15 protein-coding genes and 4 tRNA genes are annotated in these 12,786 nt (G+C 60.5%); 6 read left to right on the top strand and 13 right to left on the bottom strand.

The annotated features are described in order from the left end of the window. Positions 1-75 precede the first annotated feature (75 nt). The 7 genes from rplL to QTL56_RS02960 all read right to left on the bottom strand — a co-directional run bounded on the left by rplL (position 76) and on the right by QTL56_RS02960 (position 3,658). A complete protein-coding gene (gene rplL, locus QTL56_RS02990) occupies positions 76-450 on the bottom strand; it encodes a 50S ribosomal protein L7/L12 (RefSeq protein ID WP_229577024.1) in 375 nt (124 codons plus the stop codon). Positions 451-517: 67 nt separating this feature from the next. Next, positions 518-1,036 carry a 50S ribosomal protein L10 gene (gene rplJ, locus QTL56_RS02985; RefSeq protein WP_229577023.1) on the bottom strand — a complete coding sequence of 173 codons (519 nt, stop codon included), beginning with the start codon at positions 1,034-1,036 and terminating at the stop codon, positions 518-520. A 341-nt stretch (positions 1,037-1,377) separates the two neighbouring features. Continuing rightward, positions 1,378-2,073 (bottom strand): 50S ribosomal protein L1, encoded by a 696-nt coding sequence (rplA, locus tag QTL56_RS02980; protein WP_229577022.1) that lies wholly within the window; start codon positions 2,071-2,073, stop codon positions 1,378-1,380. A gap of 2 nt (positions 2,074-2,075) precedes the next feature. Then, the gene (gene rplK / locus QTL56_RS02975; protein ID WP_147888564.1) at positions 2,076-2,507 is read right to left on the bottom strand and encodes a 50S ribosomal protein L11; all 432 of its coding nucleotides are present in this window, start codon (positions 2,505-2,507) and stop codon (positions 2,076-2,078) included. 147 nt (positions 2,508-2,654) lie between these two features. Next, entirely contained in the window at positions 2,655-3,185 is a 531-nt protein-coding gene (gene nusG / locus QTL56_RS02970; RefSeq protein WP_112248104.1) for a transcription termination/antitermination protein NusG, read from the bottom strand. 16 nt (positions 3,186-3,201) lie between these two features. Then, on the bottom strand, positions 3,202-3,402 hold the full coding sequence (secE, locus tag QTL56_RS02965; RefSeq protein WP_112248105.1) for a preprotein translocase subunit SecE: 201 nt from the start codon (positions 3,400-3,402) through the stop codon (positions 3,202-3,204). A gap of 180 nt (positions 3,403-3,582) precedes the next feature. Then, positions 3,583-3,658, bottom strand: a tRNA-Trp gene (locus QTL56_RS02960). A 753-nt stretch (positions 3,659-4,411) separates the two neighbouring features. Between QTL56_RS02960 and QTL56_RS02955 the strand changes: the two genes are divergently transcribed. Beyond that, the gene (locus tag QTL56_RS02955; protein WP_229577021.1) at positions 4,412-4,786 is read left to right on the top strand and encodes a pentapeptide repeat-containing protein; all 375 of its coding nucleotides are present in this window, start codon (positions 4,412-4,414) and stop codon (positions 4,784-4,786) included. A gap of 106 nt (positions 4,787-4,892) precedes the next feature. Here QTL56_RS02955 and tuf read toward each other — a convergent pair whose 3' ends face one another. From tuf to QTL56_RS02940, 3 genes are all read right to left on the bottom strand, one after another. After that, on the bottom strand, positions 4,893-6,068 hold the full coding sequence (gene tuf, locus QTL56_RS02950; RefSeq protein WP_245137060.1) for an elongation factor Tu: 1,176 nt from the start codon (positions 6,066-6,068) through the stop codon (positions 4,893-4,895). 224 nt (positions 6,069-6,292) lie between these two features. After that, positions 6,293-6,366 (bottom strand) — tRNA-Gly (locus QTL56_RS02945). A gap of 21 nt (positions 6,367-6,387) precedes the next feature. Continuing rightward, positions 6,388-6,472: transfer RNA gene (locus QTL56_RS02940), tRNA-Tyr, on the bottom strand. Positions 6,473-6,678: 206 nt separating this feature from the next. Between QTL56_RS02940 and rlmB the strand changes: the two genes are divergently transcribed. From rlmB to QTL56_RS02925, 3 genes are read left to right on the top strand one after another with little or no spacing between them, the layout of a single operon-like run. Then, positions 6,679-7,560, top strand: a complete 882-nt coding sequence (gene rlmB / locus QTL56_RS02935; RefSeq protein WP_229576017.1) for a 23S rRNA (guanosine(2251)-2'-O)-methyltransferase RlmB — start codon at positions 6,679-6,681, stop codon at positions 7,558-7,560. Further along, a complete protein-coding gene (locus QTL56_RS02930) occupies positions 7,560-8,351 on the top strand; it encodes an HAD-IIB family hydrolase (protein ID WP_245137062.1) in 792 nt (263 codons plus the stop codon). Before rlmB ends, QTL56_RS02930 begins: the two co-directional genes overlap by 1 nt. A 38-nt stretch (positions 8,352-8,389) precedes the next feature. Then, positions 8,390-9,604, top strand: a complete 1,215-nt coding sequence (locus tag QTL56_RS02925; RefSeq protein ID WP_245137063.1) for a glycosyltransferase family protein — start codon at positions 8,390-8,392, stop codon at positions 9,602-9,604. 16 nt (positions 9,605-9,620) lie between these two features. Here the strand turns inward: QTL56_RS02925 and QTL56_RS02920 are convergent, their stop codons facing one another. The 3 genes from QTL56_RS02920 to QTL56_RS02910 form a co-directional block, all read right to left on the bottom strand. Continuing rightward, a complete protein-coding gene (locus QTL56_RS02920) occupies positions 9,621-10,106 on the bottom strand; it encodes a hypothetical protein (protein ID WP_245137064.1) in 486 nt (161 codons plus the stop codon). Between the two features lie 89 nt (positions 10,107-10,195). Further along, a complete protein-coding gene (locus QTL56_RS02915; RefSeq protein WP_245137065.1) occupies positions 10,196-11,170 on the bottom strand; it encodes an MliC family protein in 975 nt (324 codons plus the stop codon). Positions 11,171-11,253: 83 nt separating this feature from the next. After that, positions 11,254-11,329: transfer RNA gene (locus QTL56_RS02910), tRNA-Thr, on the bottom strand. An 8-nt stretch (positions 11,330-11,337) separates the two neighbouring features. Here QTL56_RS02910 and QTL56_RS02905 point away from each other — a divergent pair. Both QTL56_RS02905 and QTL56_RS02900 read left to right on the top strand, forming a co-directional pair. Further along, entirely contained in the window at positions 11,338-12,297 is a 960-nt protein-coding gene (locus QTL56_RS02905; RefSeq protein ID WP_280640732.1) for an NAD kinase, read from the top strand. A 7-nt stretch (positions 12,298-12,304) separates the two neighbouring features. Beyond that, a complete protein-coding gene (locus QTL56_RS02900) occupies positions 12,305-12,781 on the top strand; it encodes a hypothetical protein (protein ID WP_245137066.1) in 477 nt (158 codons plus the stop codon). Positions 12,782-12,786 lie beyond the last annotated feature (5 nt).

The following is a 12,786-nucleotide window of genomic DNA, read 5'->3' as shown; positions in this document are numbered from 1 at the left end:
TTCATACGGTACCTGGGTAATGTGTCCGGAGGAAACCGGCGGGAAAAGGAAACCTTCTCCCGCCGCATTCCGATATTACTTAACGTCGACCTTGGCGCCGGCGTCTTCAAGCTTCTTCTTGAGGTCAGCGGCTTCAGCCTTGGAAACGCCTTCCTTGACAGCCTTCGGAGCGCCTTCGACGAGGTCCTTGGCTTCCTTGAGGCCGAGACCGGTGATGGCGCGGACTTCCTTGATGACGTTGATCTTGTTCGCGCCGGCATCCGTGAGGATGACGTCGAACTCGGTCTTTTCTTCTTCAGCAGCGGCCGGAGCAGCGCCGCCAGCAGCAGCAACGGCTACCGGTGCAGCAGCCGAAACGCCCCACTTTTCTTCAAGCATCTTGGAAAGCTCAGCAGCTTCCAGAACGGTCAGAGCAGAGAGGTCTTCAACGATCTTTGCGAGATCAGCCATGATGGTACTTCCTTATAGATGTTCGGTTCGAAACGAACGATTAGGGTTTGAACAGCGAAAAACCGCCTTACGCGGCTTCGTCCTTCTTTGCATAGGCCGCAAACACGCGAGCAAGCTGAGCTGCCGGTGCTGCCACAACACCTGCGATGCGGGTAGCCGGGGTCTGAATCATGCCCAGCAGCTTTGCACGCAGTTCGTCCAACGAAGGCAGGGTCGCAAGCGACTTGACTGCATCGGGGGACAAGGTGGTTGTTCCCATGGCGCCGCCGAGCACAACGATCTTGTCGTTGGTCTTGGCGAATTCCATGACGACCTTCGGAGCCACAATCGGGTCAGTGCTGAATGCAATCAGCGTCTGGCCCTTGAAGAGATCCGTGATCCCTTCGGCTTCCGTGCCCTGAAGAGCGATCTTGGCCAGGCGGTTCTTCGCGACTTTGACGGTGCCGCCAGCAGCGCGCATCTTCGAACGAAAATCGTTCATCTGCGCAACCGTGACACCAGCATAGTGGGCCACAACAACCGAACCGGAAGCCTTGAAGACTTCGTTCAGTTCTGTGACGAATTCGCGTTTTTCCGCTCTTTCCACTGTCTGTCTCCAGTTGATGGGACCGCAATCCTGCAGGCCCCACCGGGTTTGCCTTTGCCTCAAGGGATCCAACATGTCGGACCCCGAGCGACGCTTGAGGATCCTGTCCCCTCTGGAAGGAATGATTTCCAACCATAAGGCGAATAAGGCTCGAACCGAACTTCAAGACGTCATCAGACGTTTAAAAACGGATCTTACCCGTCTCATGCAGGCAGATATTAAGGCCCTGAGGCCGCCCACAATCTCGGACAGGAGTGCCTGGATTTGACACCCAGGCATTTCCGGCCCCGAAAGGCCGAAAACGTGTTGGACCGGAGCGCGAGGCTCCGGTCAAATCATAATCAAACGGTGACCGTCGACGGCTCGATGCGCACGCCCGGACCCATGGTCGAGGAGATAGCAACGCGCTTCAGATAGTTACCCTTGGCGCCAGCCGGCTTCGCCTTGATGACGGCGTCGGCGAATGCCTTGATGTTTTCTTCCAGAGCCTTGGCGTCGAAGGATGCCTTGCCGATGCCGGCATGGATGATACCAGCCTTCTCAACGCGGAACTCGACAGCACCGCCCTTGGATGCCTTGACGGCGCCAGCGACGTCCATGGTCACGGTGCCAACCTTCGGGTTTGGCATCATGCCACGCGGGCCGAGAACCTTACCGAGGCGACCGACGAGCGGCATCATGTCCGGGGTGGCGATGCAGCGATCGAAGTCGATCTTGCCGCCCTGGACGATTTCCAGCAGGTCTTCGGCGCCGACAATGTCTGCACCAGCGGCCTTGGCTTCATCAGCCTTGGCGCCACGTGCGAAGACGGCGACGCGAACATCACGGCCGGTACCGTTCGGCAGGTTGACCACGCCGCGGACCATCTGGTCTGCGTGACGCGGATCGACGCCGAGGTTCATGGCGATTTCGACGGTTTCGTCGAACTTTGCGGTGGCACGCTCCTTGACCAGAACGATTGCATCCGAAAGGGCAATCAGCTTGGTGGGATCGATGCCTTCGCGGCTCTTCTGGATACGCTTTGCAACCTTAGTCATGATCAAGCCACCACTTCCAGGCCCATGGAGCGGGCAGAGCCCTCAACCATCAGCATTGCGCCATCGATGTCGGCGGCGTTCAGATCCTTCATCTTGCCTTCGGCAATTGCGCGGACCTGCGCCTTGGTGATCGTACCGACCTTCGCACCCTTGCCCGGAGTCTTCGAGCCGGAGGTGATCTTTGCTTCCTTCTTCAGCCAGTAGGTGACCGGCGGCTGCTTCATTGCGAAGGTGAAGGACTTGTCCTGGTAATAGGTGATGACGACCGGGATCGGCATACCCTTTTCCATTTCCTGCGTGGCGGCATTGAACGCCTTGCAGAATTCCATGATGTTGATGCCACGCTGACCAAGTGCCGGGCCGATCGGCGGGGACGGGTTTGCCGATCCTGCCTTGACCTGGAGCTTGAGCTGGCCTGCAATTTTCTTAGCCATTACTCTCTGCCTTTCATTTCAGACCGGTTGCCCGATCCAGTATGCCAGCCTTCAGCTGGCGGCTGCGGTTGCGTGGTGCGTCTGGTCGGTCCGGCTAAAGACCGCCATCCTCCCACGCGGGTCGGGGAGTTGCCTCCCCTCGTGCAATCAGACCTTTTCGACCTGACTGTATTCAAGCTCGACGGGGGTCGCGCGACCGAAGATCGACACTTCGACCTTGAGGCGCGAGCGCTCTTCATCCACATCCTGGACGATGCCGTTGAAGGAAGCGAAAGGACCGTCGGAAACGCGAACCTGTTCGCCGATCTCGAAGGATACGGAAGACTTCGGACGCTCAACACCCTCCTGGACCTGACCCAGAATGCGCTCTGCCTCGAAATCCGGGATCGGAACCGGCTTGTTGTCGGAACCGAGGAAACCCGTAACCTTCGGGGTATTCTTGATCAGGTGATAAGCTTCATCCGTCAGGTTCGCACGCACCAGCACGTAACCGGGGAAGAACTTGCGTTCGCTGTCCACCTTGCGACCGCGACGAATCTCGACGACCTTCTCGGTCGGAACGAGGATCTTCTCGAAGAGATGCTCAAGGCCCTTCTGACGCGCCTTGTGCTCAATGTCTTCCGCGACCTTCTTTTCAAAATTCGAATACGCGTGGACGATGTACCAACGTGCCGCCATGTTCGTCTCCGCCCGATTAATTGCCAACGCTCAGCACAAGGCCGAGCAACCAGCTGATCAGCTGGTCAGCGCCGAAGAAAAACAGCGCAGCGAAAAACACCATCGCCAGGACCATGAGCGTCGAAATCATGGTCTCGCGGCGCGAGGGCCACGTTACCTTGTTCGTCTCAGAGCGTACCTGCTGCAGAAACGCGAATGGATTACCCTTGGATGCCATTTATTGCCCACGGATTTACGGCGCGTAAAGCCGACCTCGTCAGCCCCACGCACCGCGTGTCTGTTTGAACTCTACATAGAGAGCGATTCCCCTTTTCACAAGAGGAAATCTTCTCCAGCACTCTTTCGGCTTTGCCACATCTTCATTGCGCGTCGCAGCCCTAAGGCGCGCCGTGCGACTTGGCAGGGGCAGCCGGGCTTGAACCGACGACCTGCGGTTTTGGAGACCGCCGCTCTACCAACTGAGCTATACCCCTAAGCCTCACATCGGACAGAAACGCTTCCGTCCGAGGCATGGAGCACCCTTTAAGGCGGGAGCGCCGGAATGGCAAGTGTCTTTTTTCTGCTTTTCCCCAAAGCCGTCAATGGCATCGCTCACCACTGCCGCTCGACGCGCGCATGGATGCGTGCGGCTGGCACATGGGCGGGATCGGACAGGATTTCCTCCAGGCTTATGCCGGGAGCAGCCGCGCATTCAGCGCAAGGTCGAGCACGGCAGGCGCGGTATCGCTCAGGCTGTCGCTCCCCTCGCCCTGCAGCCGCAGCGGCGGTTAAACTGCGCCCGCATCGGTTTGCGTAGCCTTGCGCGATATCGACTCGCCGCCGCGAGGCGGGTGGAACTGCATGCCGAGTGCGCGGCCGGTGCGAATCGACATCTCGTTCGCCAAAAAGACGGCGCTCCAGACAAAGGAGCCCTCCTCTGCTGCGCTGGCAGCGGGAGAGAGAGCGAGCGACACCAGCCGGGCCATGCACAAGTGACGGCATGTCATGTCTGCGCCATGTGTTGTGGGTCCCATGCGTGCGCCGCAGCCCTGCTCAAGCCTGGCGAATCAGGTCAGTTTCCAACGCAACTCCGCTACACGCCAGGCAGGGGACCGGCGCACACGGGAGCCATGCATCCGGCCCGCCGGGATTTCCGGCAGACATTCGACTGGTATCGACGTTTTCCTTGCGCTTGCCAGCTTCCCTGCTTTGACTGATACTCCCCAAGGCTCCCGCGGAGGACAGACATGATCCGTATCAGCAATGCCGCCCTGCCCGGCTCGGAATTCGACGACAGTGACCTGACAGAGTCCCGCTTCACCGACGTCTCTCTGAAAGAGGCCGTTTTCAGCAATGTCGACCTCGGGCGCTGTCTGATCACCGACGCCAATGCGGACCAGATGGTGGTCCGCAATGTGGCGATGAATGCGGCGGTAATCGAGAACGTCGTCATGCATGCAGCCAGCCTCACCCATGTCGACCTGAACGGCAGCACGATCCGCTTTGCGAGCTTCGCCGACACCACGATCGCCGAATGCGACCTCACCGGCATGACGATCAACGGCTATCTCGTGACCGACCTGTTGCGGCTGGCCGAAGAGCAGTTTCTCGAAAGGGCCTGACAGGGCTTTCGGCCGGACTCGCCCCACCTTTCCCCTGCTTCCCGCTCAACAGAAAAAGGCCCCGCTGTTTCCAGCGAGGCCTTCTCATTCACCCTTCGGGAGATGCTTACTCGATGATCGAGGCGACGATGCCGGCGCCGACGGTACGGCCGCCTTCGCGGATCGCGAAGCGCAGCTTTTCTTCCATCGCGATCGGAACGATCAGCTCAACCTGAACCGTGACGTTGTCGCCCGGCATAACCATTTCCGTGCCTTCCGGAAGCGACACGATACCGGTCACGTCCGTCGTGCGGAAGTAGAACTGCGGACGATAGTTGGTGAAGAACGGCGTATGACGGCCGCCTTCTTCCTTCGTCAGGATGTAGGCTTCTGCCATGAACTTCTTGTGCGGCTTGACCGAACCCGGCTTGCAGAGAACCTGGCCACGCTCGACGTCGTCGCGCTGGATACCACGGACGAGCGCACCGATGTTGTCGCCAGCCTGGCCCTGGTCGAGCAGCTTGCGGAACATTTCAACGCCGGTCACCGTCGTCTTCTTGGTGTCGCGGATGCCGACGAATTCGACTTCTTCGCCAACCTTGACGATACCACGCTCGACGCGGCCCGTGACAACCGTACCACGGCCAGAGATCGAGAACACGTCTTCGATCGGCATCAGGAAGGGCTGGTCGATCGGACGCTCAGGCGTCGGGATGTAGGCGTCAACAGCGGCCATCAGCTCGCGAACGGCATCTTCGCCGATCTTCTTGTCGCTGTCGTTCAGGGCAGCCAGAGCCGAACCCTTGACGAAGGGGATGTCGTCGCCGGGGAAGTCGTAGGACGACAGGAGTTCGCGAACTTCCAGTTCGACGAGTTCCAGAAGTTCTGCGTCGTCAACCTGGTCGACCTTGTTCAGGAAGACCACGATCGCGGGAACGCCAACCTGACGGGCGAGCAGGATGTGCTCGCGGGTCTGCGGCATCGGGCCATCGGCAGCCGAGCAGACCAGGATCGCGCCGTCCATCTGCGCTGCACCGGTGATCATGTTCTTGACGTAGTCGGCGTGGCCGGGGCAGTCGACGTGCGCGTAGTGGCGGTTCGGCGTCTCATACTCGACGTGGGCCGTCGAGATGGTGATGCCGCGGGCCTTTTCTTCCGGAGCTGCGTCGATCTGATCATAGGCCTTGAATTCACCGAAGTACTTGGTGATCGCTGCCGTCAGAGACGTCTTGCCGTGGTCGACGTGGCCGATCGTGCCGATGTTGACGTGCGGCTTGTTGCGCTCAAACTTACTCTTTGCCATTTGAATGCTTCCTGTGAACGAAACGGGGTTGCCCCGGCGAACCGGTTTGGTCCCGCCGTTTAAGGCTTTCATGCGCAATGCGCAAGCGTTAAATAATCCGCCTTCCAGCGCCCGGAAGGCACGGTTTTCACGGCCAGAATCGCAGCCGGGACAAGCGCCCTGTCACTGCGGAAGGCATGGCATGAAAATTGTTTGCAAACCGAGACTTAAGTCAGAAAGATAGCTGGAGCGGGTAACGGGAATCGAACCCGTGTATTCAGCTTGGAAGGCTGCTGCTCTACCATTGAGCTATACCCGCATATTCAGATCCGAGGACGAATGGTGGAGAGAGTTGGATTTGAACCAACGTAGGCTGAGCCAACGGATTTACAGTCCGTCCCCTTTAACCACTCGGGCATCTCTCCATTCTTTCGTCCGGATCTGGCGACCAAGCTTTTCAGTCTCGACCAGAGTGCGTCGCCCCCTGATCTGCGGCGGGTATATGACGGCCCAACCGGCTCATGTCAACACGCAGATTGACGAAAAATTCCGAAAAGTTTCATGGATCAGACACATATGTGATTTTCAGGCCGGGTCTATGCCCGCCCCTCGCCCGACGTTATAAGGGCGCATGGCCAAAGATCCGAAAATCGACAAAACCGCCCGCGACACCCATTATGCGACGCTGCGCCGACAGGTGCGCGATGCCAGGCGCGAAAGGGGCGAAATTCCCACGCCGGAGCCGCAGAAGCCGCGCAAGAGCAATGCCGGCTGGACACCGCCGAAGCTCGCGCCGGAGCAGGTGCTGCTCTACGGGCTGCACACCGTACGCGCTGCACTCGACAATCCTGAACGCAAGCTGATCAAGCTTTCGGCGACACAAAATGCGCTGGTCCGGCTCGAAATCGCATCTGTGGAAAACCTCGGCATTCCCTTTGAGACGGTGACCCCGCAGGACCTCGACAAGATCCTGGGCCCCGAAGCGATCCACCAGGGCGTGATGCTGGAGACCCGGCCGCTGCCGCCGCGCCGGCTGGAGGCACTGCAAGACAGCCCACTGATCCTGGTGCTTGACCAGGTCACCGATCCACACAATGTCGGGGCGATCATGCGCTCGGCCGTCGCCTTCGATGCCGGTGCCGTCATCACCACGCAGCGGCATAGCCCGACGGAATCGGGCGTGATGGCGAAATCGGCGTCCGGTGCGCTGGAACTTATCCCCTATATCCAGGTGACCAATCTCGCCGATGCGCTCGCCGAGTTGCACAAGCTCGGCTTCTTCTCGGTCGGTCTCGATTCGGACGGGCCAGCGCCGATGGAGGAGACCCTTGTCGGCGACAGGATCGCGCTGGTGCTCGGCGCCGAAGGCAAGGGACTGAGGCAGAAGACGCGTGAGACGGTATCGGCGCTTGCCCGCCTCGACATGCCGGGCGCCATCAAGTCGCTCAACGTCTCGAATGCGGCAGCCATCGCGCTTTACGCCTCGCGCCAGCATCTGGCGACCAAGGGCTGATGATGCTCGTCTTCACCGACCTCGACGGAACGCTGCTCGACCACGGCAGCTATTCCTTCGAGGCCGCCCGGCCGGCGCTCGACCTCTTGAAGGCGCGTGGCATCCCGGTGATCCTCGCGAGCAGCAAGACAGAGGCCGAAATGCGCCCGATTGCCGACGCGATCGGCATTGCTCACCCGATGATCGTGGAAAACGGCGCCGGCGTCGTCGGGCTGCCTTCGGAAGCGGCCGGGACGGATGACAATTCATCGAGTCCTTACAAACATCTGCGGGCAATCCTTAGGGACTTACCTAAGGAGCTCAGCGCCTGTTTCGAAGGCTTCGGGGATTGGGACGCGGAAGAGGTGTCCAGGAAGACGGGCCTCTCCCATGCCTCCGCCGTGCTTGCGCGACAGCGGCGCTTTTCGGAGCCCGGTCTTTTCAGCGGGACCGATGGGCAGAAGCAGGCGTTTCTCGACTTCCTCGATAGACGAGGCTTCACGGCCGTCCAGGGCGGACGCTTCTTCACGCTGATGCCGAAGACCTCCAAGGCCGAGCGCATGGCCGAGGTGGTCGCGCATTATCAGTCGAGCCTGGGAACGCCTGTTCGCACCGTCGCGCTCGGGGATGCGCCCAATGACCTTGCCATGCTGGAAGCCGCCGATTGCGGCATCATCATCGCCAATCCCGCGCACCAGCCCCTGCCCGTCACGGAGCGGGAAAGGCAGGGGAATATCCTGCGTTCGCAGCAGGCCGGTCCCGAAGGCTGGAACATCATTATCCATCAACTCGTTGCCACGGGATTTCTCTGAGCCGGTTTCAACCGGTTTCATCACGAAAGGAATTAGACATGGCGGATTTCCATCAGAATGGCGTGGTCCCAACCCTGCACAATCTTCGGGAACACTCCCAGGAACGGATGGAAAAGGAGCTCACGGACTTTTCCGCCTCCCGTCCGATCACGCTCATCCTGCCGTCGCTCTATTCCGAACTGGAAGCCCCTGCCCTCGAACACATCGTTTCCGAACTCTCGCAGGTCTCCTATATCTCCGAGATCGTCATCGGGCTCGACCAGGCGGACGAAAAGCAGTTCCGTCACGCCAAAGACTATTTCTCGCGCCTGCCGCAGAAACACACCATCTTGTGGCATGACGGTCCACGAATGCGGGCCATCGACGAGAAACTGAAGGTCGAAAATCTGTCACCCGACCAGCCGGGCAAGGGAAGAAACGTCTGGTTCTGCATGGGCTATGTGCTGGCCGGCCGGCAGGCGGGTGTGGTGGCCCTGCATGACTGCGATATCATCACCTATTCCCGCGACATGCTGACCAGCCTCGTCTATCCGGTTTCCAATCCGCGCTTCCCTTACGTTTTTTCCAAGGGCTACTATCCGCGCATTGCCGACGGATCTTTGAATGGCCGCGTGACGCGGCTGCTGGTGACACCCCTGCTGCTCAGCCTGGAAAAGGTGGTGGGGCACCATCCCTACATCGAGTACCTCAAGGCCTTCCGCTATCCGCTCGCCGGCGAATTCGCCATGCAGACCCATATCCTTTCCGACATCCGCATTCCCTCCGATTGGGGGCTGGAGATCGGCGTCCTGTCGGAACTGTGGCGCAATTATTCGGTCCAGACGATCTGCCAGGTGGATATTGCCGACGCCTATGACCACAAGCACCAGCCGCTGTCACCCGAAGATGCGGCCAAGGGGCTGTCGCGCATGTCGATCGACATCACCAAGGCGCTCTACCGCAAACTTGCGACCGACGGCGTGGTGTTCAGCCAGGACGCCTTCCGGACGCTGAAGGCCACCTATTACCGGACCGCACTGGACCTTGTGGAAACCTATTACCACGACGCAAGAATGAACGGGCTGACCACCGACCGGCACCGCGAGGAGCAGGCGGTCGAACTGTTCGCCGCCAATCTCATCGAGGCCGGCCAGCTCTATCTCGACAAGCCGAATGCCACGCCCTTCATGCCGAGCTGGAACCGGGTGCAGAGCGCCCTGCCCGACCTGTTGCACGACATACAGGAGGCCGCGCGCCGGGACGCGGAGGAATGAGCCTCCACGCCGCCACTCACATGGCAAAGGGTACGGAACGCCGCAAGAGCCGGTAGCCGAGGGCAATGAAGACCACGAGCAACAGGACCTGCGCGACGGCGAATGGAGGCTCCGTTCCCGTCGGCGCCAGAGCGTTGAGCGGCCCGACCTTCTGGAACGCCTGGACGATCAACACGAATGTGTTGAGGTAAAGCGCGAAAAGGGCACTGAGCAGAAAGGCCAATCGCCAGCGCCCAAGGAGATGCTGGCGGTACAGCGCAAAGACGGCGATGGCCAGCACCACCGTCGAGATGATCCCGAACACGATGGCGGGCGTGACGACGGTGAAGGGGAAGACAAATCCCGTCAGCACCGTGGCGATCGTCGTGACGAGAAAGACGACGGTCCAGCCGGAGCGCAGGTGCCCACGGAGCCAGCCTCCGAGGGCGATGAAACCGGCGGCGATGCCGATCAGGCTCAGCACAACATGAAAAAATGTGAAAGGCGACATACCGAAGATCATGAGAGTGTCCCCGTGGCAGTTGCACCCACGCAGTAAGCTCTCATTTTTTACGTTTGTCGAATCGAAATCCGCCGACAGGCATCGTGCGGTCACATGGCCGGCCGGCAGGTGATTTCCCCTTCGATCGCGACGGCGGACGTGCCATCATTAGAGAGGCTGCGCTCAACCGGATATTCGATGACGCTCGGCCAGGCCTCGATGGTCTTTGCGGCATCCGGATCAGCGGCGATGGCGGGTTGGTATGCGGCACGGCAATCGGGCATGGGGCGATCGGCTTCGAGGCCGAGCTCCCTGCGAAGAGTGGCCGAGCAGCTCTCCGGCGCGGCAATCAGCGAGCATTCGGCGGCGAAGATGCGGCGATAGCGCAGGGTCAGCTCCTCGCCGACGAGGGCCAGCGCGGAAAACTCGCCGGCCAGGACATCCTCCATCAGGCGCGCGCCCGTGCGTGCGTCGTAGACGACGAATGGCAGGCCACCGTTCCAGCCATCTGCGCCGCGGAAGAAGGCGTAAGGGCCGACCGCGCCCCAGAGATAGCCGGCACGTTCGTCCTCTATCCTGCGGTCGAGCGCCGGGTTGAGCTGACAGGGTCCCTCGGACGAGGCGATGAACAGCCCGGCCGCCCCTTTTTCGCCGAGGTCGAGCTCCTTCAAGGCGAAGTTCGGATACCGCAGGCAGGTAAGCTTGCCCTTCGTGTCGAAGCCTGTGTCTTTCTCGGCAAGCTCGACCTCGGCGCGCGTCGCCCTGTCGAACTGTCCGGTGACCTCGCCAGCATTGCGGCAGGTGACGGGCGCCATGCGGCCGATTGCGAATCGCAATTCCTCGCCCTTGCCGCGCAGCTCGTAACGACTGTTTGAATACCAGAAACCGCTGGCGGCCGGCTGTTGCGGAAGGGAGAACTTCTCGCCGTCTGGGAGCGTGAGTTCCGCCGCCTTCTCGCTGAAGGTGACGGTCAGGGAGGTACCGTCGTCACAGGCATATTTGATATCGGCGGCCCGGCTTTCGCGCGGAAGGCTCAGAACGGCAGTCATGGCCAGTGCAAGGCCGGCCAAAATCGGTACGTGCATCGGGTCTCCCTCGGCTGTCGCCAGACCATGCCAAAGAACAGCCCGAAAGGACAATGACAAAAATAGCCAGATGTGAAGAGAAGTGGTGCCCCCGGCAGGGTTCGAACCCGCGACCCCCTGATTACAAATCAGGTGCTCTACCAACTGAGCTACAAGGGCAGTGCGCGGTGTTTAGGCGGAAATCGATTTGCGGTAAAGCAAAAAATCGCCGGACGGTTAGCGGATATGATGAATTTCCGCATGGGGCGCGGGCTGATCACTCAACCGCGAGCCGAACCGTTTCGAGGGCAAAACGGCTTGTGGTTACAGCTATTTGTCATGTACGACATGGCAACATCTCATCAGGGCTCGCCATGTCTCGCACGTTCCGGTCGCTCGCCTTCATCGCTTCCAACACCGACGAAGCCCAGGCTTCGCGCAATGACCTGATTCGGCTCTACGGTCACACCGAGCCGGCTGAGGCCGATGTCATCGTGGCGCTCGGCGGCGACGGCTTCATGCTGCAGACGCTGCACGACACGATGAACAGCGGCAAGCTGATCTACGGGATGAACCGCGGCTCTGTCGGCTTCCTGATGAACGATTTTTCCACCGACAGTCTGCCGGAGCGGATCGAGGTGGCCGTGGAAAACGAATTCCACCCGCTGAAAATGACGACCAGCAATACCGACGGATCCGTCTCCTTTGCGCTCGCGATCAACGAGGTCTCGGTGCTGCGTCAATCGTATCAGGCCGCGAAACTGCGCGTGGTGATCGATGGCAAGGTGCGGCTCGAGGAACTGATCTGCGACGGGCTGATGGTGGCGACGCCCGTCGGATCAACTGCCTACAATCTTTCCGCCCATGGCCCTATCCTGCCGCTCGAGGCACCGCTTCTGGCACTTACGCCGGTCAGCGCCTTCCGTCCCCGCCGCTGGCGGGGCGCTCTTTTGCCGGACAAGGTCACCGTGGTTCTCGAAGTGCTGGAGCCGGAAAAGCGTCCGGTCAACGCGGTGGCGGATCATACAGAGGTCAAATCGGTTCTGAGGGTGGAGATCGCGCAATCCGAGGACACCACCGCGCGCATCCTGTCCGATCCGGACAGATCCTGGTCAGACCGAATCATTGCCGAACAGTTTTCCGATTGAGGCTCCGATGAAAGCGCGCTTTTCGACCGCCCTCGCCTTTCTGCTCTTCATGTCTGCGCCTGCCGTGGCCGATGACATCGGAGACCTGCCCCTCGCCGCCACCTTCGTGATGAGCGGCGGCTATTGGGAATCGGGGCCGGAGGGCGTGCCCGGTGCAGAGAGCGGCGTCGAAGGCGGCGAGCGCGGCTATTACAAGCTCGTGGCGATCCGACAGGAGGACCGGACGGCCCGGGTTCATCTGCAGATGATTGCCTCGGACGAGCAAGGGCTTCGGCTGGTGGAAAGCGTCGAGCTCGAAGAATTCACGGCCATCAAGCCCTATGTGACGGGCATCCGTCCCGAGAGCATGGGCGGCGTCGCCGGCACGCCCGGCTTCTTTGCTACCGTCTACCTCAAGACCGCCCCCGACACCGATCGGGTCGAGGAATGGACGGTGCTGATCGACGAGTTGGGCGACATTCGCGTGGAGCGGGCGAGCAACTGAAACGA

The organism is Peteryoungia algae (assembly GCF_030369675.1).
Classification (GTDB): Bacteria; Pseudomonadota; Alphaproteobacteria; order Rhizobiales; family Rhizobiaceae; genus Allorhizobium; species Allorhizobium algae.
Note: the sequence above shows the minus strand (reverse complement) of the source record. Positions and strands in the feature narration are given on the sequence as shown.